The organism is Aeromonas sp. FDAARGOS 1410, from assembly GCF_019048745.1.
Taxonomy (GTDB): Bacteria; Pseudomonadota; Gammaproteobacteria; order Enterobacterales; family Aeromonadaceae; genus Aeromonas; species Aeromonas jandaei.
In genome coordinates this window covers 3,092,370-3,113,413 of record NZ_CP077401.1, presented here as the reverse complement: position 1 = coordinate 3,113,413, position 21,044 = coordinate 3,092,370, and the positions used below count along the sequence as shown (strand labels likewise).

Here is a 21,044-nt window from a genome sequence, read left to right as displayed (position 1 = left end):
AAAAGGGGCTCAGTTTATCGCGCCTTCTAGATGACGACCATAAGAACAAGTCCCTGCATTGATTAATGAAATAGTGAAGCAAATCAACAGATGGCGTCGTTGGTATCCCTATTTTCCCCTTTTGCGCAAATCTGGTGACAGATAACTGCCAGCGCCGGCACATTCGGGTATAATCGGCGCCCATTAACTCGCTCCAATGAGCGGGAGCAACATTGTGCAGGAGAGAAGTTATGCCTCAGATGGCCCCCGTAATGACAATTGATGGCCCAAGTGGTGCGGGCAAGGGCACATTGTGCCAGTTGCTGGCAGAAAAGCTGGGTTGGCACCTGCTCGACTCTGGCGCCATCTATCGGGTGTTGTCACTGGCTGCCCTGCATCATGATGTCGAGCTCGATTCCGAAGCCGCGCTGGTGCCGCTGGCCGCCAATCTGGATGTGCAGTTTCAGGTGGAAGGTGATCTGGTCAAGGTGATCCTGGAGGGGGAGGATGTTTCCCGTACCATCCGGACCGAGCAGGTCGGCAACGCCGCCAGTAAAATCGCGGCATTCCCGCGCGTGCGTGAAGCGCTGCTGCGCCGTCAGCGGGCATTTCGTCAGGCGCCTGGTTTGATTGCCGATGGCCGTGATATGGGCACAGTGGTTTTTCCTGAAGCCGAAGTGAAGATTTTCCTCGACGCAAGTGCCGAAGAACGGGCTCAGCGCCGCTATAAGCAGTTGCAAGATAAGGGCTTTGATGTTAACTTTGAGTGTCTTTTAACCGAGATCCGTGAGCGTGACGATCGCGATAGAAATCGCGCCGTTGCCCCTCTGAAACCGGCAGAAGATGCTCTTGTGGTGGATTCAACCACCATGACCATAGAAGAGGTACTGGCAACAGTGCTCGCCTATGCAGAGCAACAACTCGGAGATGCCAGCGCAAGCTGACATCCGGTCGTCTGCACCATGGATGGCGCAGATTATTAAAAACAACCCCGCTTGTGCTGGATGACAAGTGGATGTTTCATTTGTGACATAAACTAATGATCGAATCTTTTGCTCAACTCTTTGAAGAGTCCCTGAACGCCGTTGAAACCCGTCAAGGTTCCATCGTCAAGGGTACTGTCGTTGCTATCGAGAACGGTTTCGTACTGGTTGACGCCGGTCTGAAATCCGAGTCCGCTATCCCGGCTGAAGAATTCAAGAACGCCATGGGCGAGCTGGAAATCAACGTAGGTGACTCCGTTGACGTGGCTCTGGACTCTATCGAAGATGGTTTCGGCGAAACCAAGCTGTCCCGCGAAAAAGCCAAGCGCCACGAAGCTTGGCTGCAGCTTGAAAAAGCTTACGAAGAGCAAGCTACCGTTATCGGTATCATCAACGGCAAGGTCAAGGGTGGTTTCACCGTTGAACTGAACGGCATCCGTGCCTTCCTGCCGGGTTCTCTGGTTGACGTGCGTCCGATCCGTGACACCGCTCACCTGGAAAACAAAGAACTCGAGTTCAAAGTCATCAAGCTGGACCAGAAGCGCAACAACGTTGTTGTTTCCCGTCGCGCAGTGATCGAAACCGAGAACACCTCCGAGCGTGAAAGCCTGCTGGCTAACCTGCAAGAAGGTCAAGAAGTTAAGGGTATCGTCAAGAACCTGACCGACTACGGTGCATTCGTAGATCTGGGCGGTGTTGACGGCCTGCTGCACATCACCGACATGGCGTGGAAGCGCGTTAAGCATCCTTCCGAAATCGTCAACGTTGGCGACGAGATCGCTGTCAAGGTTCTGAAGTTCGACCGCGAGCGTACCCGTGTATCTCTGGGTCTGAAGCAACTGGGCGAAGATCCGTGGGTTGCTATCGCCAAGCGTTACCCGGAGACCACCCGTCTGTCTGGCCGCGTGACCAACCTGACCGACTACGGCTGCTTCGTTGAAATCGAAGAAGGCGTTGAAGGCCTGGTACACGTATCCGAGATGGATTGGACCAACAAGAACATCCACCCGTCCAAAGTTGTTAACGTTGGCGACGTGGTTGACGTGATGGTTCTGGACATCGACGAAGAGCGTCGTCGTATCTCCCTGGGTCTGAAGCAGTGCAAATCCAACCCGTGGCAGCTGTTTGCCGAAACTCACGCCAAAGGCGATCGTGTTTCCGGCAAGATCAAGTCTATCACTGACTTCGGTATCTTCATCGGTCTGGACGGCGGCATCGACGGTCTGGTTCACCTGTCTGACATCTCCTGGAACAACCAGGGCGAAGAAGCAGTTCGTGAATTCAAGAAAGGCGACGAGATCGAAGCCGTTGTTCTGCAAGTTGACCCGGAGCGTGAGCGCATCTCCCTGGGCGTCAAGCAGATCGAAGAAGACCCGTTCAATAAGTACCTGTCTGACAACAAGAAAGGTGCTATTGTGAAGGGTAAGGTTACCGAGGTTGATGCCAAAGGTGCCGTTATCGAACTGGCTGACGGCGTAGAAGGCTACCTGCGTGCCTCCGACGCTGCTCGTGACCGCGTAGAAGACGCCACTCTGGTGCTGTCTGTTGGTGACGAAGTTGAAGCTAAATTCATGGGCGTTGATCGTAAGAACCGCACCGTAAGCCTGTCTGTCCGTGCTAAGGACGAAGCTGACGAGCGCGTTGCTATCGATAACCTGAACCAGCAAGAAGAAGTTGTGTTCAGCAATGCTATGGCTGAAGCGTTCAAAGCCGCCAAGGGTGAGTAATCCTTGATGCAAGAAAAGGGCGGCATTGCGCCGCCCTTTTTTATCCTGGCAAAATGATTATTGCATGTGATCGGGGAAGGAGATTTAACGTTATGACCAAATCAGATCTCATCGAACAACTGGCAGCCAGCCGCATGCATATGCCGGCCAAGGATGTCGAAGCCGCCATCAAGGAGATCCTTGAGCAGATGGCGTCGACCTTGCAAAACGGCGACCGGATTGAAATCCGTGGATTCGGCAGTTTTTCACTGCACTATCGTGCGCCCCGTGTGGGCCGCAACCCCAAGACCGGGGACAAGGTTGAACTGACCGGGAAATATGTCCCGCACTTCAAGCCTGGCAAAGAGTTGCGCGAGCGCGTCAACATCATCGAATAATGCGAAAATGGGCATACCTCGGGTATGCCTTTTTTGTTTTTGGCACACAAATCGTGCCAACCATCTTGTTTATCAAACTCTTTTCCCATTCACTCTAGAGTCTGCCTGTGATTTTAAGGATAATCAGCCTCTCATTAGATACTGACAGGGAGCTCTTATGAAGCGTGTTTTGGCCCTCATTCCGCTGGTGCTGGTGTTTGTCCTCACCCTGGCGTTAGGCTCACAAAATGGCCAACTGGTTCAGTTCAATTACCTGATTGCTCAGGGCGAATTCTCCCTCGCCATGCTGTTGGGATTCTTTTTTGCCGGTGGTTTCATGCTGGGCTGGCTGGTCTTCGGCCTGCTTTTCCTGCGTTTGAAGCTGCAAAACCGCACCCTCAACCGCACCATGCGTCGTCAAACCCGCGAGTTGGAGCTGGCCCGTTCAGCGGGTAAGGAATAATGTTCCTCAATGCTTGAACTGCTTTTCCTGCTGTTGCCCATTGCCGCCGGTTATGGCTGGTACATGGGGCGCAGGAGTGTTCGCCAGGACACCCAGAAACAGAGTAACCAGTTTTCCCGCCAATATGTGGCGGGCCTCAACTATTTGCTGTCCGATGAATCCGACAAGGCGGTGGATCTCTTTATCCAGCTGCTGGAAGTGGACAGTGAAACCATCGAAACCCATCTTTCTCTCGGCAACCTGTTTCGCCAGCGTGGCGAGGTAGACAGAGCCATTAGGATTCACCAGAACCTGGTCACCCGCCAGTTGACTCGCGAGCAGCGCCAGCTTGCGCTGCAGGAGTTGGCCCGCGACTTTCTTGCCGCTGGCTTGCTGGACCGGGCCGAAGCGCTTTGGAACGAGCTGTGCGAAGACAGTGACTTCGAAGAGACGGCGCTGGCACAGCTGTTGATCATCCATCAGCAACTGCGTGACTGGGACAATGCCATCTCGGTGGCGGTTCGCCTGCAAAAGTATCAAGGCAAGAAGCTGGCCGAACCTATCTCCCACTTTTATTGCGAGCAGGCTGAAAGTGCGCTGCGTGATGGCGACAAGTCCACCGCGCTTGCCAAGTTCAAGCGAGCGCTCAGCGTCAATTCAGGCTGTGCCCGTGCCAGTCTTCGTCTGGCTGAGCTGGCAATGGAGGAGGGGGAGTATGAACAGGCAAGCAAGGAGCTGCTGCGGGTATTTGAGCAGGATATCGATTTTGCCTCGGAAGCGATGCCCAAGCTGCTTGAGTGTTATCAGCAATTGGGGCGTACTCACACCCTCATCCCGCTGCTCGAGAAAGCGGTTGAAGAGCACGCCGGTGTGACGGTTACGCTGGCTCTGGCCCAGCTGGTCGAGGAGCGCGATGGCTTGAGTCAGGCTCGCTCTCTGGTGCTGCGCCAGTTGCGTCGTCACCCCTCCATGAAAGGGTTTTACCAACTGGTCGGCTTTCAGCTGGCCAGTGCGGAGGAGGGGCCGGCCAAGGAGAGTCTCGAGCTGTTGCAGCAACTGGTTGGCGAACAGATCAAAATCAAATCAACCCACAAGTGTCGGCAGTGCGGCTTTGCCACTCACTCGTTGTTCTGGCAGTGTCCATCCTGCCGGCAGTGGGGTTCCATCAAGCCGATCCGTGGTCTGGACGGTGAATAACCATCAATAGGAAGTGAGATGCTCGATCCAAAAGTACTGGTAGCGCTGGATTATCAGAACGAAGCTGATGCCTTGGCGTTCATTGAACGTATTTCTCCGGCCGAGTGCCGTCTCAAGGTTGGCAAGGAGATGTTTACCCTGTTTGGCCCGCAGTTTGTACGCCAGCTGGTTGACAAGGGATTTGATGTCTTTCTGGATCTGAAATTTCACGATATTCCCAATACCGTCGCCAAGGCGGTAGCCGCCAGTGCCGAGCTCGGCGTCTGGATGGTCAACGTGCATGCCAGTGGTGGCGAGCGAATGATGCGGGCAGCCGTCGATGCGCTGCAGCCTTACGGTGACAAGGCGCCGCTGCTGATTGGGGTGACCGTGCTGACCAGCATGGAGCAATCCGACATGGCGCCACTGGGCCTTGATGTGACCCCTGCCGAGCAGGTGATCAGGTTGGCCAGGCTGACCAAAGAGTCCGGGCTTGACGGTGTGGTTTGCTCGGCCAACGAAGCGCGCGAGCTGAAGGCGTTGCTGGGCGCTGATTTCAAGCTGGTGACCCCGGGGATCCGGCCAAGCGGCTCCGAAGCAGGTGATCAGCGCCGCGTGATGACGCCAAAAGCCGCTGTGGATGCGGGGGCCGACTATCTGGTAGTTGGCCGTCCCATCACTCAGGCTGCAGATCCTGCAGCCATGCTGGCAGCCATCAATCGCGAGCTGGCGGTGGCGTAATCCCGGCCGTCACCGAGACCGGGTGCAGGCCGAGTAGCAGGCCTGCACCTGCACCAATCAGATGAGATTCTATGTGGACTCTGGCACCGATCAGGGTCGATACGGGACTTGCGCCCGCATTGTAGAAATCCATTGCCAGCTTGAGCCCCACGCCAGCCAGCAACAGCCAGCCCGATGTCCGGCGACCATGGCGGATATCCTGGATGGCTCCCCAGACAAACAGTCCGTGCAGTGAGCCCGACAGCCCCATATACCAATGGGTGTGCGGGCACCAGAACCAGATCCCGAGCCCCACGGCACTCCAGAGCAGCAGCATCAGGAGTGGCAGCCGGTTATTGCCCAGGTAGTCGCGAAACAGGCTGTAGAGGATAATTAAACCTGCCAGATTGAGCAGCAGATGCCACAGATTGGTATGAGCCAGATTGCCTGTTATGATCCGCCACCCTTCACCGTGAGCAATCTCTGCCCGATCGAAGGAGAGCTGGAGATCCGGCACGGTAAAAAAAAGCAGCAAGCTGGTGAGAGAGAGCGTGATAACCCAGAGCAATCCAGATTTTTCTGACGACATGAAACAGCCCAACGACAAAAACAGTCGATACTGTACACGCTGTACCCGAGCCCTCAAAGCGTGCCTGTGCGAATATATCGTGCCACTTGAAAACCGTACGCCTCTCTACATTCTTCAGCATCCCTATGAAGTGGCCCACCCAAAGGGCACCGCAGTACTGCTGGCTGCCTCGCTGCAACAGGCAGAGATCCGGGTCGGGGAGGATTTTTCCGGCGATAGGTGGCTCAACGACCTGCTTGCCGACCCCTCTTTGCGCTGTTATCTGCTCTGGCCGGATGAAGAGGCCATTTCACCTGCTGATCTCAGAGAGCAGATGGCGAGCGCTTCATCAGGTGCGACAGCCGTAGCGTTTATTCTGCTCGATGGCACCTGGCGCAAAGCCTTTCGGATGTTGCAGAGCAACCCGGCACTGGCCCGTTTGCCGCGGATCGGGCTTGGCGCCATCGCAGGGCAATATGCCATTCGTAAAAAGCCGTTTCCTGACGCCCTCTCGACCATAGAGGCGGGCTACCATCTGTTATCTCAATGGGAGGGCGAGCCCGAACGCTATGCCCCCCTGCTTACCCTTTTCGAACGGCTCAATGCCCAGTGGCAAGCCTTTGCCGAGGGGCGCCGGACATGACATTGCAAGGAGTTCTCCGTATGAAAAAAGCAGTTGTGGTATTTAGTGGCGGTCAGGACAGCACTACCTGTCTGGTGCAGGCGCTGGCCAATTATGACGAAGTTCATGCGATCACATTCGACTATGGCCAGCGTCATCGGGAAGAGATCGATACCGCCCGTCATCTGGCGCAACTGCTGGGTGTCACGGCTCACAAGGTGATGGATGTGACCTTGCTCAACGAGCTGGCGATCTCGGCACTGACTCGTGACTATATCCCGGTGAGCTGTGATCTGCAGGATAATGGCCTGCCCAATACCTTCGTGCCGGGCCGCAATATCCTGTTCCTCACGCTGGCCTCTATCTATGCCTATCAGGTCGGTGCCGAAGCGGTGATCACCGGGGTATGCGAGACCGATTTTTCCGGTTATCCCGACTGCCGCGACGAGTTCGTGAAGGCGCTCAATCAGGCGGTCTCCCTGGGGCTGGATCGCGGTATCCGTTTTGAAACTCCACTGATGTGGCTTGACAAGGCCGAAACCTGGGCGCTGGCGGATCACTATGGCCATCTCGAGACGGTGCGCCAGCAGACGCTGACCTGCTACAACGGCATCGCGGGCGATGGTTGTGGCACCTGTCCCGCATGTAATCTGCGTAGCCGAGGACTGGACGGTTATCTGGCAGACAAAGCGGGGATCATGGCCAAAATGCGTGAGAAAACCGGACTGGGTGAGAAAAGCGGAGCATGAGCCTGCCTCTGGCTGATGATTGGGGTATAATCCGCGGCTTTTGCAACAAGCTGTGACCAAGATGCACTACCCAATCAACGAGATATTCCAGACCATCCAGGGGGAGGGGGTCTTTACCGGCCTGCCTGCCATCTTCGTTCGCCTGCAAGGGTGCCCGGTGGGCTGCCCTTGGTGCGATACCCGACATACCTGGGTGGTCGATCCTGCTCGTGAAGTGGGCAGAGAGCGTGTGCTGGATCGCTCCAACGAGTCGGATTGCTGGAGCCAGCTCACTACCGAGCAGATCCTCGCCAGCTTTGTCGAGCTTGGCTATCAGGCGCGTCATGTGGTGATCACCGGTGGCGAGCCCTGTCTCTACGATCTGACCGAGCTCTCGTCAGCGCTGTTGGTCGCGGGTTATCAGGTTCAGATTGAAACCAGTGGTACCAGCGAAATCAAGACTCATGAGCAGACCTGGGTCACGGTATCACCCAAGATCGGCATGAAAGGCGGGTTACCGGTGCTGGTCTCTGCACTTGAGCGGGCCAATGAGATCAAGCATCCGGTGGCAACAGAACATCATATCGAAGAGCTTGACGCTCTGCTGATTACCGCAAACCTGCGTCCGGATGTTGTTATCGCATTGCAGCCTATCAGTCAGAAACCACGAGCCACCCAGCTCGCGATGGCAACCTGTATTGTGCGTAATTGGCGACTCTCTATTCAGACCCATAAATATCTGGATATCGATTAATATGGAGTGGCTATCCGATGAGCAGGTGCTGCTTACCCTGAGCCATAAAATGCCTTACGGCAAATATCAGGGGCGGCGCATCATCGATATTCCGGAGCCTTATCTGGTGTGGATGGCCCGCAGTGGTTTTCCGGCGGGTAAACTGGGCCAGACATTGGCTCTTGCATACGAGATCAAGCTCAACGGGTTGGAGTCCATGATTATTCCCATTATTAACAGGATGTCAGAATGAGAATATATACCCGGCAGGGTGACAAGGGGATGACCCGGTTGGCCGATGGTACCCGTTTGGCCAAGGATCATTTACGGGTAGAAACCTATGGCTATATTGACGAGCTCAACTCTCATATAGGTCTGCTGATTTGCGAGATCCCCCAGCAAGAAGCCGGTTTATTGGCGGATCTGCAGTTGTTGCAGCAAGAGCTATTTGACCTGGGCGGTGAATTGGCATTTTCCAGCGCAGCCCAAAATGAGTCAATCTGGCAAGTCAATGAGAGCTGGATTGTCAGACTGGAACAACAGATCGACAGCTACAGCGAACATTTGCCGCCGTTGCGCCAGTTTATTCTGCCTGGCGGCTCCCGTGCGGCGGCGCAGGCCCACGTGGTGCGGACGCTAGTTCGTCACTGCGAGCGCCTGCTGTTGACCCTGAGTCGCGAAGAGTGCGTGAATCCCGATGCGCTGGCCTATCTCAACCGGATGAGCGACTGGTTCTTTACCATTGCCCGCTATCTTGTCTGCCGGTCAGAGGGACAAGAAGTATTCTGGGTTAAAGCCACTGATCGCAGATAAACATTCAGAACGTAGCCAATAAAAAACCTCGCAATAGCGAGGTTTTTTATTGGTATCTATCACTGAAATCAGATAGCGAAATCTTCCAGTGATTTACCTGCTTCAACTGCTTTGGCAATAGCAGAAGGCATACGACCCTGACCGGTCCAGGTCTTCTCTACGCCGTTATCATCATAACGATATTTGGCAGGGCGAGGGGCGCGCTTGGCTTTTTCTGCCTTGGCTGGAGTAGCTGCAACAGCGCTGACCAGCTCTGCAGGATCAATACCGGCAGCTTTCAGCATTTCGGTATATTCATTGATTTTGCGCAGATGCTCTTCACGAGCCTGACGCTCAGCGGCTTCATCCTGCTGACGTTCGGCAACGATTGCTGAGAGTTTTTCCAGCGCTTCTTCCAGCTGCTCCAGAGAGAGTTCACGGCAGGTGGCACGCAGACTGCGGATATTAAGCAGCACTTTCAAAAATTCATTCATAGGATTGTCCACGTCAAGTCAGAAGGAAATATTATGTTCATCCTGATTTTTACGTGTCACTTTAAATAAGTCAAGAAGGGCAAAAATAATAAGTAGAAGATAAATCGTCATCACGAGAGATTATATTCGACATTCAATCATATTAATGGATGCTTATGAGGCTTTGATTGGTTAGATGTGTCGAAAAAAGAAGCGAAGCTGCATCAATTGACTACCTTTTTGGGTACTAACGTCATACATCATGATTATTTAATCAAAAAACTTGCTATAAGCTGCCAGCTGGATAAAATGTCTCTCGAATACCTTTAAGTAGAGGCGCGCTGCCTATGACTACTTGTGCGGAGGGTGATGCCGATGATGCACAAGGAAAGGAGTCAGCGCCGAAGTGGCCAGGCCATCATACCGGGCTGCTGGTTCTGCATCTAATAGGTGCAGGACTGCCATAGTCATCCACTATGGAGCGCTACCTGAAGGGGCTGAGGAGTATAACCTCCCCATAGGTTTTGTTTCTTTAGATCCTCTCGGTAGATCTCCACCTGTTTTCTTTAGGTGAAAAGAGATCATGGACATTAGTCATTTTGCCGACTCCGGTTGGTCCGTACTGCCCCCCTTATTGGCTGTCGCCCTGGCGATCCTGACCCGCCGCGTGCTGCTGTCGCTTGGCGTCGGTATTTTAACCGGCAGTTTGTTGCTCAATCAGTTTTCCCCCCTCGACTCCCTGCAATATCTGCTGGGTACCGTGCTGAAGATTTTCTGGGTTGATGGCGCACTCAACCGCGATAACATCAACATGCTGCTCTTTATGCTGCTGCTTGGCGGCCTCATCAGTCTGATGAGCGTATCCGGTGCAACCCGTGCCTTTGCCGAGTGGGCCGCCAAGCGCGCCAAGACCCGCAAAGGGGCCAAGACCCTCACCGGCATGATGGTGTTTGCCTTCTTTATCGATGACTTCTTCCATAGCTTGTCGGTGGGTGCTATCTGCCGTCCGGTGACCGACCGCTTCCAGATCTCCCGTGCCAAGCTGGCTTATTTGCTGGACTCCACCGCTGCGCCAGTCTGCGTATTGATGCCGATCTCTTCCTGGGGCGCTTATATCATCGCGCTGGTTGGCGGCATCATGGCGGCCCACGGTCTGACCGATCAGAGCCCCATCTCTGCGTTTGTCGAGATGATCCCGATGAACCTCTACGCTGTCTTCACTCTGGTCATGGTGCTGGTCGTTATTGCGTTTCAGCTTGATATCGGCCCGATGCGTCAACACGAACAGTGGGCGCTGGAAGGCAAGTTGTGGGATGAATCCAAGGGGCGTCCCATCGGTCTGGATATGGAGAGCCCGGAGGAGAGCAATGGCGGCATGATCGACATGGTGCTGCCGATCCTGACTCTGACCGCCGCCACCGTCTATTTCATGATTGACTCGGGTGCCGCTGCCCTGAGCGAGAAAGGGCTGCCATTCAGCGTGCTCGGTTCGTTTGAAAACACCAATGTGGGCTCTTCACTGGTTTACGGTGCAATCTGCAGTCTGGTGGTCTCCATCGGTCTGGCGATGCGTCTGAAGCTCGGCGCCAAGAACTGGATCAAGGCCGCCCCGCAAGGCGTCATGGCCATGTTGCCGGCCATCAATATCCTGCTGTTTGCATGGACCATCGGTGCCGTAGTGCGCGATGTGGAGACCGGCAAGTACCTGGCATCTCTGGCCAACGGCAATCTGCCAATCGAGGTGCTGCCGGCTGTGGTCTTCATCCTCTCCTGTGCCATGGCGTTTGCCACTGGCACCAGCTGGGGCACCTTCGGCATCATGCTGCCGCTGGCCGGTGACATGGCTGCGGCCAGCGATATCAGTCTGATGCTGCCGATGCTGGCTGCTGTTTTGGCGGGCTCGGTGTTCGGGGATCACAGCTCTCCCATCTCCAGTACCAGCATCCTCTCTGCGACGGGGGCAGGTTGCCATCACATCGATCACGTGATGACCCAGCTTCCCTATGCGCTGGCCATCGCCTTCGGTGCGGCTCTCGGTTATCTGGTGATGGGGTTGATGCACTCCGGGTTTGCCGGTTTCAGTGTCAGCGCCCTCTGGTTTGTGCTCTTTACCAGTTACCACCTGAAAAAGGCCAAAGCGCAGCCAGCGCTCGCGACGGCATAACATTAATAGAGCAAGGGGCCCACGGGCCCCTTGGTTTTGGCGGGGGCTTTGGTTAGCATGCGCCCCATAAATTCAGTTTCGGAACAGTATCATGGCTTCACTGCACTACAAGTTTGCCACCATGAATTCAGGCAAATCGACCCAGCTCATTCAGGCACACTTCAACTATCTGGAGCGGGGGATGCACCCGCTGGCCATGACCCCTGCCATCGATGATCGTTTCGGTGTCGGCGTGATCAGTGCCCGGGTGGGTCTCGAGCTGAGAGTGGAAGTGTTCAGCGATACCTGCGATCTGTTCGAGATGGTCAAAGAGCGCCATGCCAACAAGCACATTGATGTCTTTATCGTGGATGAGGCTCAGTTCCTGACCAAGGAGCAGGTCTATCAGCTGGCCCGTATCGTTGACGAGCAGGATATTCCGGTGATCGCCTACGGCCTCAAGACCGATTTTCGTGGTGAGCTGTTTCCCGGCTCCTACCATCTGCTCTGTCTGGCCGACAAGTTCGAAGAGCTGAAGAGCATCTGCTGGTGTGGCAACAAGGCGCATATGAACTCCCGGGTCAATGAAGCCGGGCAGGTGATGCGCGATGGCGAGCAGGTAGAGATCGGTGGTAACGATCGCTATGTGTCGCTCTGCCGCAAACACTATCTGGAGGGGCGGGCGTTCAAATAACCCGCGTTTGGACAAGGTATGAATAAAAAGGGGCGCCAATCTGGCGCCCTTTTTCTCTATTGGCAGTTCAGTCGATCTCGATATCGACGGGGGCAATGATGGGATCCGCCACCGGCAGGCGGTGAAACAGCTGGCGAAAGTGTTGCTGTACCCGGCCGATATCGACCAGCGACATGCCGGAGGCAAAGCCAAACCAAACATAGAGGCCGGTGAGATCGCGAAACATCGGCGGCAGGTAGCGGGGCGCGGCGATCAATCCCTCCAGATAGTGCTGATAGATCACCGGAATATCGTCCAGCGTCACCTTGCCGACAAACAGCATCGGCAGGATCTCGGGCACTCCTTCCAGCACGGCGCTACGGATGAAGTTGACCGTCTCTACATAACCCCGCACATAGGAGAGATCCTTGGTAAAGCAGGCGCCCCCTTCGACCATGCCGCCACGAAATACCCGTTGGGTGATCTTGTAGGCATCGTGCTCGCTGGTGCCCTGTCCCACAAAGTGCTGAAACACCTCGATAAAGTCGGCACCACGCTCGGCCATGTCGATGGCCATCACCCGATCGGAGATGCGCTTGGCCCGATCCGGGAAGGAGCTAAAGGTGAGGGTCTCTATCAGGACGGCCAACCCCTCCTGACAGGCGGTAATACGCGGCGAACCTGCGCTAAGCCAGGTAGCATAGGGCTGCTGACGGCCGTTTAGGGTGGTGCCCACATGTACCCACCCCTCATGCACTTCCAGCACTTGCAGATCGAGCTCGGAGAAGCGGGCGTGGGAGTTGAGCTTGATGTAGTCGCCGCCGGCCGCTGCGTCGGAGACGATGCCATCGCTCAGCTTGACCTGGACTGTGCCGTCACTGAAATAGCTCGACAGCTTGCCCTGCAATTTGGCCACCGCCGTGTCCCCCTCGAACTCTTTGGGGTAGGGGCGTACCAGATGGCGGGCGCCGGGCAGGGAGAAGATATCGCACAGGCGAGCACCCAGCTCCTTGAGAGTCTTGCGATCGCCGCGCAGATGATCGCTGGCCGAGCCGTAGAGTAGCTGGCTGTAGCGCTGAAAATCGGACTGGCCGCGCTGGCGCAGCATCTCGATCACCACCATGTATTGATCGACCGTCTCTTGCAGGATGAGCCCCAGATCATCTTGTGGTCCCAGCTTTCTGCGGATCCTGTCTCGCAGTTCCTTGAGTTCGAGGTATTTGTTGCGCGGCTCAAAACCCAGGGGGAGGGCTTCGTAGAAGCGGCGGTCGATTGCAGGCAGGGTACGCCCACCATCGGCCAGAAAGCGCTCCTGGGTCTGTCGTGGCCACTTGATGGCATCCAGAATGCGAATCGGTTTTTGCAGGGCGAGCAGCTCATCCGAGAGGGATTTCAGATGGAGGCGATACTTTTCTTGGATGGTCATGGGGCCCCCTGTGGGGCAAGCGTAGCCGTGGATTGGGCTGAGTATATGCATAGCGCTTGCCAAAAAGAAGCAAGCTGCGCGGTTATTGGGCTGGCGTGCTTTTGGTTGCCGGAAAATTGGTTTAGACTGCGCCCCTCGATCCCAATCTTGTCGTGGAAATAATGAATATCCCCAGCTCCGAAATGATCATGCGTTGGTTGCAACAGGCTCGTATCGAGCACTATGTTTGCGATCAGTGCCATGGTATCCACATTGTCTCCTTGCAGTCGGTCGATGGCATTCAGGAGAGCCGGATCTTCGTGGAAGAGGAAGGTCTGCTGTTCTCATCCGAGCTGGAAGTGCGTCCTTCGGCCCTGTTGCCGCTGGTGGCTGAACTCGGTCGCTTCAATATGCAGTACCCCTCGCTCAAGGTGTTCCTCGATATCATCGACGACAACCTGCCGCGTCTGGTCATTGGCCACACCGTGTTTACCAAGGCTGGCCTGAGTGTCGAGCAGTTCCTGCTGTTTGTGCAGAGCACCATTGCCGCGACCCATGAAGTGGTTTCCGAATGCGAACGTTTGGGCTTCCTCAACCTGCCTGAAATGCAGGTTGCGCCGGAATCTGTACATTAATTCCGCGAACGATCTGTTTTGCCAAAAAAGCCGTTGACGCGGGCGGGGCTTTCCCCTAAATTACGCCCCGTTCCAGCGCAACGGCGCAGCGAACACAGTGTTGGCTGAACACGTTAAACAACAGAACAAAATTTGGTGAGGTGTCCGAGTGGCTGAAGGAGCACGCCTGGAAAGTGTGTATACGGCAACGTATCGAGGGTTCGAATCCCTCCCTCACCGCCACATTGCAAAGCCCTGATGGAAACATCAGGGCTTTTTGCTTTTCTGCTTTTTCACCGGTTGGCCTCTGGCTATAACTCTGCCGCCTTACTCAGGATCCAGCTCCTGCGGGATCACCTCGCGCTTTTTCAGGGTGGAGAGATAGACCAGCAGGGCAATGGCGGCCAATAAGGCTGCCGAGGCGGAGTATCTGCTGAGCTCCAGCCCCCCTTTGCCAAGCGGCTTGTCGAGGAAATCTCCCACCACAGCACCCAGTGGGCGAGTGATGATGAAAGCCGCCCAGAAGAGCAGGGTGCGTGAGACCCGAGTCAGCAGGTAGGTGGCGACAATGGCCAGCAATATACCGCCAAAAAGCACCATGCTGCCGGTATAGCCAAAGCTGCCATCATCTGCCACCCCGTCACCCAGCGCGGTACCCAGCGTCTGGGAGAACATGATGGTGATCCAGTAGAACATCTCGGTTCTGGATGAGCTGATATCACTGGTCGCTATGTTGCCCTGAAATTTGTACCACACCAGAAAAGAGCCCATCAGCAGCAGGAACAGCAGGGTTGACCCGCCTGCATAGCCCATCCCCAGTGAACGGTCGGCAAAGTCTGCCAACGTGGTGCCCACTATGGTGGTGGCGATAATGGTTGTCCAGTAGAGCGCCGGGTTATAGCGCTTGGCAGAAATCTGGGCGCCGACGGCAATAAAGAAGATCACGGCAAAGATGCCGGTACTGACCAGATAGCCGAGATCCATCGACATGGATACCGCATCCTCCCCGGTTTCTCCCTGGGGCGTTGCCAATATTTTGGTGAACCAGAATGCCAGAGTGATCTCCGGCACCTTGCTGACTGAGTGAGCGACGCTGTTATGCATAATGCACCTGACGAAGAGCCGTCAGGATGAGGATGTCGGGGAGCTCTCAAGAGAGCCTTAAGGCCATGGGGGATGGCAAGAAAATATCATTTTGACCAGATGCAAACGGTGAGGATATGCGCACGCTCTTAAGTATTCCTTAAGTTTCAAGGTCTATTTTGACGCTGCGTTCAATTTTCCGGCATTTGGTTCAATAGGTGGTGTTTCGGTGGTAAAAATCAGAGTTGTACCCTTTATTTTCTTGTTGGCACTGATATTTGCCTTCCTGCTTAACTGGCCCGTGTTGCTTCACTTCTACGATATCCTCAGCAATCTGGAGCACTTCAAGATAGGGTTTGCCATCTCGATCCCGGTGCTGCTGGTGGCAGCGCTCAACTTCGTTTTCATGCCCTTCTCCCAGCGCTACTTCCTGAAACCCTTCTTTGCGTTTCTCTTTGTGACTGGCGCCATCGTCAGTTACACCATGCTGAAGTATCGGGTCATGTTCGATCAGGACATGATCCAGAACATCTTCGAGACCAACCAGAGCGAGGCCTACTCCTATGTCAGCCTGCCCATCGTGCTTTGGGTTGCACTGGCCGGTGTATTGCCTGCCGTGCTGCTCTTCTTTGTCAAAATCGAGTACCCGAAAAAATGGTATCTGGGGCTGTTCCAGCGCGCCCTCTCCATGGCTGCATCCCTGGCTGTCGTGGGTATCATAGCGGCGTTTTACTATCAGGATTACGTCTCGGTCGGGCGCAACAACCAGACGCTCAATCGCGAGATCGTGCCGGCCAACTTTGTCTACAGCACCACCAAGTATCTGTACAAGCGCTACGTTGCCGAGCCCATTCCGTTCACCACCCTGGGTGATGATGCCAAGCTAGTCGCGAAAGAGGATAAACCGACCCTGATGTTCCTGGTGGTGGGGGAGACAGCCCGCGGCAAGAACTTCTCGATGAACGGCTACCAGAAAGAGACCAACCCCTTTACCAGTCAGGCCGGGGGCGTTATCTCCTTCAAGGACGTGCGCTCTTGCGGCACGGCTACGGCAGTGTCGGTGCCCTGCATGTTCTCCAACATGGGGCGCAAGGAGTTTGATGACAACCGGGCCCGCAACAGCGAAGGCCTGCTCGATGTACTGCAAAGAAGCGGGGTCTCCATCTTCTGGAAGGAGAACGACGGCGGCTGCAAAGGGGTGTGTGATCGGGTGCCCAACATCGAGATCAAGCCAAAAGATCACCCGCAGTTCTGCGACAAGAACACCTGCTATGACGAGGTTGTGCTGCAGAACCTCGACGACGAGGTGGCGCAGATGAAGGGCGACAAGCTGGTCGGTTTCCATCTTATCGGCAGCCACGGCCCGACCTACTACAAGCGCTATCCGGATAACCATCGCCAGTTCGTGCCGGACTGCCCGCGCAGCGACATCGAGAACTGCAGCGATGAAGAGCTGGTCAACACCTATGACAACACCATCCGCTACACCGATTTTGTCATTGCAGAGATGATTACCAAGCTGAAAAAGTATGAAGATAAGTACAACACGGCGTTGATCTACCTCTCTGATCACGGCGAGTCGCTGGGGGCGATGGGGCTCTACCTGCATGGCACGCCCTACAAGTTTGCCCCTGACGACCAGACCCGGGTGCCGATGCAGGTCTGGATGTCGCCGGGCTTTGTCAAAGAGAAGGGGATGGATCTGAACTGCCTGCAGCAAAAAGCGGCAGACAATCGCTACTCCCATGACAACCTCTTCTCCTCTGTGCTCGGGATCTGGGATGTCAGCACGGCGGTATACGACAAGCAGCTCGATATTTTCAGCCAGTGCCGCACCGTGCAGTAAGGTGAGGGCCGACTCGGGGCGCCAGTGCGCCCCTTTTTTATCTCCAAAATTGTTCAATTTTCATATATGACTTGCTCCATTTGTTTAGGTACTTTGTACGAAATGGAGCAGGTTGCCATCAAAAGAGGAAGCAAAAATGGCCAAACCTGGCGCTACAGGGATCACCCGGATTATCCATGCCACCCGTTACAGCATGAAGGGGCTTTCGTCCGCCTGGCTGCATGAGGCTGCCTTTCGTCAGGAGCTGCTGCTGATCATATTGCTGATGCCGCTGGCCTTTCTGGTGGGGGATGGGCTGACCCAGATCCTGCTGCTGATGGTCATCAGCTGGCTGGTGGTGATTGTGGAGATCCTCAACTCCGCGGTCGAGGCGGTGGTGGACAGAATTGGCTCCGAACATCACGAGCTTTCCGGCCGGGCCAAGGACATGGGCTCTGCCGCAGTCTTTATTGCGCTGGCGCTCAACGTGTTGGTGTGGGGGGCGCTGACCGGCCGCAATCTGCTGGGCTGGTGGTGATCAGCCGTAGTTGGCGAGACCCCGAATACAAAAAGAGAGGGCGACCCTGTGGTCGCCCTCTCTGTTTTCATCGCCGCTCAGGGGGTGGTGAGGGTCATGTGTTTGGTGATGGCCTGATAGAGCACCGGGTAATCATCCTCAAAGTGGTGGCCGCCCGGCAGAGTGACGGTGGTGACGTTGGGCTGGTTGAGACGGGGGCAGAGGCGGTCGTCGTCATCGTCATCGGCACCTTGCAGGCAGACCATCGGCAGATCCCGGATGGTTTTTACCTGCGGCTCGGTCGGATAGCTGCGGGCCTTGTGGGTCAGCATGTCGCTGACGTGGATCTCGAAGTCCGAGCTGGTGGAGGGGGAGAGCATCACGGCCCCGACCAGCCCCTGACGATAGTGCTCCGGCAACCGGTTGATGACGAAGGGGACAATCTCTGCACCAAACGAGAAGCCGACCAGCAGCCAGCGAGGGCGCTGCCAGCGCGCCTGATAATCATCGAGGATCCGCTCCAGATCGGCGGTCACCTGCTCCGGGGTTTTCTTCTTCCAGTAGTAGGTGAGGGAGCTCCAGCCTACGACCGGCATGCCGTGCAGCTGAAACTGGGCGCTCAGCCCCTTGTCGAGGGCCGCCCAGCCACCATCGCCGCTGAGAAAGATCACCATGGGGGCGTCGGATGGCTGCTTGACCGGCAGCTCAATCAGGCTCAGGTCATCCTTGACCGGGGCGGCGTGCGCCGCAAAAGACGAAACGGGCAGTACGAGACTGAGTAACAGCAATATCAAGGCTCTCATTGGCCATGCTCCTATTTCTTGATCAGCCCCAGCGGGCCGCGGCTAATCAGGGTGATCAGGTGAGTCAGGGTTCTGGGCAGTACCAGCTTGCTGCTGCAGAGCAGGTAGCGGGGTTCCCAGCGGGGCGAAAATTTCTCCTTGTAGCGTCTGAGCCCCTGAAAGTTGTAAAAACGGCTGCCACGGACGAACAGGGTATTGCCAAGACGGGCCCAGTAGCTGTTGAGCGGGTGATCGTTGAAGCCGGACATGGGGGCCATCCCCAGATTGAAGCTGGCGTACCCTTGCGCCTTGCCCCACAGCAGCAGCTCGACAAAGAGAAAATCCATGATGGGGGCGGTGCCGGTATCCAGGCTGTAGCGCATCAGATCGATGGAGAGCATCTCCTTGTTATCGCTCACCCAAAGATTGGCAAAGCCGACGATCTGCCCCTCGTGCCACACCAGCGCAGCCGGGCTCAAGGTCAGGTAGTCAGGCTCGAAGCGGCCGACCGAGAAGCCCTTTTCCTTGCCCATCTTGCTCTGCAGCCAGGTATCGGAGACGGTCTGCAATCTGGGCAGCAGGGGGGCCACGGCACTTGCCTCGACCACCTCGAAGGTCAACCCTTCCCGTTTGCCCTTGGCGTGGCTCTGGCGCAGGTTGCGCAGCCGGCTGCCCGCCAGATCGAAGGTAGCCAGATCGACCATCGCCTCTTCACCGAGCTTGAAGGGGATCAGCCCCAACTCCAGATAGAGCGGCAGATAGCGGGCCGAGACCTGATAGAAAACCGGATTGGCGTCGTGCTCGTCGCACCGCTCGCGAAATTGCCAGAGCAGCTCTTCGATCTGCTCGGGGCGACCGACCGGATCCCCCATCACAATCCAGCTGTTGCCCTCGATGCCATACATCAGGAAGGCGTCACCGGCGGGGTGGAACAGCAGGGACTTGTCCTGCAACTGGGCCAGATAGCCGTGGATCCCCCCCTCGCGCACCACCAGCTCGTGAGCGCGCGCCAGCGTCTCCTTGTCCGGCTTTTCACCGACCACGCGCAGCGGCGCAAGCAGCTGTGCAACCCCGGCCACGGCCAGCACGGCCACCACGCTCCCCATGGCGCGCAGGCCGCGGGCAGCCCCGCCGTGGGGCGAGAAGTGGAACCAGAGGGCGTGGTCATACTCCACCTGACGGTAGGAGAAGAGCAGCAGCCACAGCGCCCCCAGTAACACGGCGCCAACTGAAATGAGCCAGCCCGGGGTGTACTGGGGATAGAGCAGCGACCCCTTGCGATAAAAGAGGGAGCGGCAGGGGGTCATGATGAGCAGGAAGCTGCCGAGCAGCAGGGCTGATTCCCAGTCCCCCCCTTTGAGCAGGGAGAAGGCGATCCCCAGAGCCAGCAGCAGCTGGGTGATGCGAAACGCGGCGTCGTGACGGCGATAGAGGCTGCGTGCCAGCAGGATCAGGAGGATACCGCTCACGCTGCCGAGCACGTGGGAGAGCTCGAGCAGGTGGAGCGGCAGCACCTGCAGCCACACCTCGATGTGGCTGCGCATGGTCGGGATCATGCCCGAGCAGAGCAGCAGACTACCGGCGGCGAAGGTGCCGACGCTTATAAGGGCGGGCAGAAACTCCTGAATGGCGCTCATGATCCCCTGCAACCGCTGCCAGCGAGCCTTCTGCTGCAACATCTCCTGACTGGTAAAGAGCAGCAGGGCGCAGAGGAAAGGCAGCACGTAATAGATACACCGGTAGAGCAGCAGCGAGGCGAGCAGCTTGTCGGCCGGCAGGTAGTGGGCCAGCAGCAGGCTCATGCTCGCTTCGAACACCCCGATCCCGCCCGGCACGTGGGCCAGCACCCCGAGGAAGCTGGCCAGCACGAAGGCACTGAGCAGCACGGGGTAGGGGGCGCTATCGGCGGGTAACAGCACAAACAGCACGGCGGCGGCGGCCATCCAGTCCGCCAGTGCGACCAGCAGCTGCAACAGGCGTACCTTTATCCCGGGCAGGATCAGGCTGTGTTCGCGCCAGGAGAAGCTGGGACGGGGCCAGAGCAGATAGCACAGCACCAAGAGCAGGGCGCCGGCACCCGCCAGATGGAGCAGGCTGTAGATCCAGCTTGGCCAGTCGGGTAGCAGCTGGGCCGCCGTGCTGCCGAATAGCAAGGCACTGCCGCCCCAGCCGAGCAGCCCGAGGAAGAAGGTGATGGAGCAGAAGAGTACCACCCGTGCCACCTCGCCGGTCGCCAGCCCGAGGGCCGAGTAGATCCGGTAGCGCACCGAGGCGCCCGTCAGCAGGGCGAAGCCCAGCGTGTTGGAGAAGGTGTAGGCGATAAAGGAGGTGACTCCCACCTGTTGCCAGGGGAGCCGCTTGCCCAGCGCATGCAATGCCAGCATGTCATAGCCACAGAGCAGGCCATAACTGAGCAGGGTCAGCAGCAGGGCGCCAGCCAGAGTGGGCAGCGGTTGTGACCAGATGGCGATACGAATATCGTGCCAGTGCCATGAATGGGTCAGGTGATAGAGTACGGTCAGGGCGGCGCCCAGCAGCAACAAGCTGCAGAGCGGGCCTAGCCATTTAATGAGATGACGCCACATTCCATGTTCCTATTGTCAGTTCAAACGATGAGCGTTGATGAGGTTACGGTAATGGGTTGGATGATGCGCGATAGCCTGAATAATGTGCGGCAGTGTCATGAGGTTATTACGATAGTTG

The 21,044-nt window shown here is 56.5% G+C and carries 22 protein-coding genes, 1 tRNA gene and 1 riboswitch; of the genes, 17 read left to right on the top strand and 6 right to left on the bottom strand.

The features are described from left to right. Positions 1–230 precede the first annotated feature (230 nt). From cmk to pyrF, 6 genes are all read left to right on the top strand, one after another. Complete coding sequence (cmk, locus tag I6L40_RS14375; protein ID WP_041207460.1) at positions 231–923, top strand: (d)CMP kinase; 693 nt, start codon at positions 231–233, stop codon at positions 921–923. A gap of 95 nt (positions 924–1,018) precedes the next feature. Further along, the gene (gene rpsA / locus I6L40_RS14370) at positions 1,019–2,689 is read left to right on the top strand and encodes a 30S ribosomal protein S1 (protein WP_005299919.1); all 1,671 of its coding nucleotides are present in this window, start codon (positions 1,019–1,021) and stop codon (positions 2,687–2,689) included. A 92-nt stretch (positions 2,690–2,781) separates the two neighbouring features. After that, the gene (gene ihfB, locus I6L40_RS14365) at positions 2,782–3,066 is read left to right on the top strand and encodes an integration host factor subunit beta (RefSeq protein ID WP_005299934.1); all 285 of its coding nucleotides are present in this window, start codon (positions 2,782–2,784) and stop codon (positions 3,064–3,066) included. 157 nt (positions 3,067–3,223) lie between these two features. Further along, positions 3,224–3,508: a LapA family protein gene (locus I6L40_RS14360; protein WP_033114557.1), complete on the top strand. Its 285-nt coding sequence runs from the start codon at positions 3,224–3,226 to the stop codon at positions 3,506–3,508. 9 nt (positions 3,509–3,517) lie between these two features. After that, entirely contained in the window at positions 3,518–4,684 is a 1,167-nt protein-coding gene (lapB, locus tag I6L40_RS14355) for a lipopolysaccharide assembly protein LapB (RefSeq protein ID WP_071910587.1), read from the top strand. 18 nt (positions 4,685–4,702) lie between these two features. Beyond that, on the top strand, positions 4,703–5,404 hold the full coding sequence (pyrF, locus tag I6L40_RS14350) for an orotidine-5'-phosphate decarboxylase (RefSeq protein ID WP_071910584.1): 702 nt from the start codon (positions 4,703–4,705) through the stop codon (positions 5,402–5,404). Here the strand turns inward: pyrF and rrtA are convergent. After that, positions 5,379–5,972: a rhombosortase gene (gene rrtA / locus I6L40_RS14345; protein WP_216994456.1), complete on the bottom strand. Its 594-nt coding sequence runs from the start codon at positions 5,970–5,972 to the stop codon at positions 5,379–5,381. The genes pyrF and rrtA overlap by 26 nt on opposite strands. Between rrtA and I6L40_RS14340 the strand changes: the two genes are divergently transcribed. The 5 genes from I6L40_RS14340 (at position 5,971) to I6L40_RS14320 (ending at position 8,847) form a co-directional block, all read left to right on the top strand. Further along, positions 5,971–6,594 carry a tRNA-uridine aminocarboxypropyltransferase gene (locus I6L40_RS14340; protein WP_071910582.1) on the top strand — a complete coding sequence of 208 codons (624 nt, stop codon included), beginning with the start codon at positions 5,971–5,973 and terminating at the stop codon, positions 6,592–6,594. The genes rrtA and I6L40_RS14340 overlap by 2 nt on opposite strands. Before the next feature lie 20 nt (positions 6,595–6,614). Then, entirely contained in the window at positions 6,615–7,322 is a 708-nt protein-coding gene (gene queC, locus I6L40_RS14335; protein ID WP_216994455.1) for a 7-cyano-7-deazaguanine synthase QueC, read from the top strand. A gap of 61 nt (positions 7,323–7,383) precedes the next feature. Further along, a complete protein-coding gene (gene queE, locus I6L40_RS14330; protein ID WP_071910690.1) occupies positions 7,384–8,055 on the top strand; it encodes a 7-carboxy-7-deazaguanine synthase QueE in 672 nt (223 codons plus the stop codon). 1 nt (position 8,056) lies between these two features. Then, on the top strand, positions 8,057–8,287 hold the full coding sequence (locus tag I6L40_RS14325) for a DUF3820 family protein (protein WP_033114563.1): 231 nt from the start codon (positions 8,057–8,059) through the stop codon (positions 8,285–8,287). Beyond that, positions 8,284–8,847 (top strand): cob(I)yrinic acid a,c-diamide adenosyltransferase, encoded by a 564-nt coding sequence (locus tag I6L40_RS14320; RefSeq protein WP_071910577.1) that lies wholly within the window; start codon positions 8,284–8,286, stop codon positions 8,845–8,847. The genes I6L40_RS14325 and I6L40_RS14320 overlap by 4 nt, the downstream gene beginning before the upstream one ends. Before the next feature lie 68 nt (positions 8,848–8,915). Here I6L40_RS14320 and I6L40_RS14315 read toward each other — a convergent pair whose 3' ends face one another. After that, positions 8,916–9,320, bottom strand: a complete 405-nt coding sequence (locus tag I6L40_RS14315; protein ID WP_033114565.1) for an H-NS family nucleoid-associated regulatory protein — start codon at positions 9,318–9,320, stop codon at positions 8,916–8,918. 302 nt (positions 9,321–9,622) lie between these two features. Then, positions 9,623–9,794: riboswitch (Lysine riboswitch) on the top strand. A gap of 88 nt (positions 9,795–9,882) precedes the next feature. Between I6L40_RS14315 and I6L40_RS14310 the strand changes: the two genes are divergently transcribed. Next, entirely contained in the window at positions 9,883–11,463 is a 1,581-nt protein-coding gene (locus I6L40_RS14310) for a Na+/H+ antiporter NhaC family protein (protein ID WP_071910575.1), read from the top strand. A gap of 91 nt (positions 11,464–11,554) precedes the next feature. Further along, positions 11,555–12,136, top strand: a complete 582-nt coding sequence (locus I6L40_RS14305) for a thymidine kinase (RefSeq protein ID WP_041207468.1) — start codon at positions 11,555–11,557, stop codon at positions 12,134–12,136. Positions 12,137–12,203: 67 nt separating this feature from the next. Here the strand turns inward: I6L40_RS14305 and I6L40_RS14300 are convergent, their stop codons facing one another. Next, a complete protein-coding gene (locus I6L40_RS14300; protein ID WP_071910573.1) occupies positions 12,204–13,541 on the bottom strand; it encodes a flavohemoglobin expression-modulating QEGLA motif protein in 1,338 nt (445 codons plus the stop codon). A 161-nt stretch (positions 13,542–13,702) separates the two neighbouring features. On the opposite strand from I6L40_RS14300, the gene I6L40_RS14295 reads away from it, so the two are divergent. Together I6L40_RS14295 and I6L40_RS14290 are read left to right on the top strand one after the other, a co-directional pair. Next, positions 13,703–14,155: a YbjN domain-containing protein gene (locus I6L40_RS14295; RefSeq protein WP_081849277.1), complete on the top strand. Its 453-nt coding sequence runs from the start codon at positions 13,703–13,705 to the stop codon at positions 14,153–14,155. 134 nt (positions 14,156–14,289) lie between these two features. Continuing rightward, a tRNA-Ser gene (locus I6L40_RS14290) sits at positions 14,290–14,377 on the top strand. Positions 14,378–14,461: 84 nt separating this feature from the next. Here the strand turns inward: I6L40_RS14290 and I6L40_RS14285 are convergent. Beyond that, entirely contained in the window at positions 14,462–15,238 is a 777-nt protein-coding gene (locus I6L40_RS14285) for a hypothetical protein (RefSeq protein ID WP_216994454.1), read from the bottom strand. A gap of 208 nt (positions 15,239–15,446) precedes the next feature. On the opposite strand from I6L40_RS14285, the gene I6L40_RS14280 reads away from it, so the two are divergent. After that, a complete protein-coding gene (locus I6L40_RS14280) occupies positions 15,447–17,063 on the top strand; it encodes an MCR-3-related phosphoethanolamine--lipid A transferase (RefSeq protein WP_216994453.1) in 1,617 nt (538 codons plus the stop codon). Between the two features lie 136 nt (positions 17,064–17,199). After that, on the top strand, positions 17,200–17,580 hold the full coding sequence (locus I6L40_RS14275; protein ID WP_033115157.1) for a diacylglycerol kinase: 381 nt from the start codon (positions 17,200–17,202) through the stop codon (positions 17,578–17,580). Positions 17,581–17,657: 77 nt separating this feature from the next. On the opposite strand, the gene I6L40_RS14270 is transcribed toward I6L40_RS14275, so the two are convergent. After that, positions 17,658–18,362, bottom strand: coding sequence for an AcvB/VirJ family lysyl-phosphatidylglycerol hydrolase (locus I6L40_RS14270; protein ID WP_042032312.1), 705 nt, complete (start codon positions 18,360–18,362; stop codon positions 17,658–17,660). Positions 18,363–18,373: 11 nt separating this feature from the next. Beyond that, positions 18,374–20,926: a bifunctional lysylphosphatidylglycerol flippase/synthetase MprF gene (gene mprF / locus I6L40_RS14265; protein WP_216994452.1), complete on the bottom strand. Its 2,553-nt coding sequence runs from the start codon at positions 20,924–20,926 to the stop codon at positions 18,374–18,376. Between the last annotated feature and the right edge of the window lie 118 nt (positions 20,927–21,044).

What these genes read in the sequence shown, in the direction of transcription:
- cmk (WP_041207460.1), top strand. Translation starts at nt 231, where the DNA reads ATGCCTCAGATGGCCCCCGTAATGACAATTGATGGCCCAAGTGGTGCG.
- rpsA (WP_005299919.1), top strand. Translation starts at nt 1,019, where the DNA reads ATGATCGAATCTTTTGCTCAACTCTTTGAAGAGTCCCTGAACGCCGTT.
- ihfB (WP_005299934.1), top strand. Translation starts at nt 2,782, where the DNA reads ATGACCAAATCAGATCTCATCGAACAACTGGCAGCCAGCCGCATGCAT.
- I6L40_RS14360 (WP_033114557.1), top strand. Translation starts at nt 3,224, where the DNA reads ATGAAGCGTGTTTTGGCCCTCATTCCGCTGGTGCTGGTGTTTGTCCTC.
- lapB (WP_071910587.1), top strand. Translation starts at nt 3,518, where the DNA reads ATGCTTGAACTGCTTTTCCTGCTGTTGCCCATTGCCGCCGGTTATGGC.
- pyrF (WP_071910584.1), top strand. Translation starts at nt 4,703, where the DNA reads ATGCTCGATCCAAAAGTACTGGTAGCGCTGGATTATCAGAACGAAGCT.
- I6L40_RS14340 (WP_071910582.1), top strand. Translation starts at nt 5,971, where the DNA reads ATGAAACAGCCCAACGACAAAAACAGTCGATACTGTACACGCTGTACC.
- rrtA (WP_216994456.1), bottom strand. Translation starts at nt 5,972, where the DNA reads ATGTCGTCAGAAAAATCTGGATTGCTCTGGGTTATCACGCTCTCTCTC.
- queC (WP_216994455.1), top strand. Translation starts at nt 6,615, where the DNA reads ATGAAAAAAGCAGTTGTGGTATTTAGTGGCGGTCAGGACAGCACTACC.
- queE (WP_071910690.1), top strand. Translation starts at nt 7,384, where the DNA reads ATGCACTACCCAATCAACGAGATATTCCAGACCATCCAGGGGGAGGGG.
- I6L40_RS14325 (WP_033114563.1), top strand. Translation starts at nt 8,057, where the DNA reads ATGGAGTGGCTATCCGATGAGCAGGTGCTGCTTACCCTGAGCCATAAA.
- I6L40_RS14320 (WP_071910577.1), top strand. Translation starts at nt 8,284, where the DNA reads ATGAGAATATATACCCGGCAGGGTGACAAGGGGATGACCCGGTTGGCC.
- I6L40_RS14315 (WP_033114565.1), bottom strand. Translation starts at nt 9,320, where the DNA reads ATGAATGAATTTTTGAAAGTGCTGCTTAATATCCGCAGTCTGCGTGCC.
- I6L40_RS14310 (WP_071910575.1), top strand. Translation starts at nt 9,883, where the DNA reads ATGGACATTAGTCATTTTGCCGACTCCGGTTGGTCCGTACTGCCCCCC.
- I6L40_RS14305 (WP_041207468.1), top strand. Translation starts at nt 11,555, where the DNA reads ATGGCTTCACTGCACTACAAGTTTGCCACCATGAATTCAGGCAAATCG.
- I6L40_RS14300 (WP_071910573.1), bottom strand. Translation starts at nt 13,541, where the DNA reads ATGACCATCCAAGAAAAGTATCGCCTCCATCTGAAATCCCTCTCGGAT.
- I6L40_RS14295 (WP_081849277.1), top strand. Translation starts at nt 13,703, where the DNA reads ATGAATATCCCCAGCTCCGAAATGATCATGCGTTGGTTGCAACAGGCT.
- I6L40_RS14285 (WP_216994454.1), bottom strand. Translation starts at nt 15,238, where the DNA reads ATGCATAACAGCGTCGCTCACTCAGTCAGCAAGGTGCCGGAGATCACT.
- I6L40_RS14275 (WP_033115157.1), top strand. Translation starts at nt 17,200, where the DNA reads ATGGCCAAACCTGGCGCTACAGGGATCACCCGGATTATCCATGCCACC.
- I6L40_RS14270 (WP_042032312.1), bottom strand. Translation starts at nt 18,362, where the DNA reads ATGAGAGCCTTGATATTGCTGTTACTCAGTCTCGTACTGCCCGTTTCG.
- mprF (WP_216994452.1), bottom strand. Translation starts at nt 20,926, where the DNA reads ATGTGGCGTCATCTCATTAAATGGCTAGGCCCGCTCTGCAGCTTGTTG.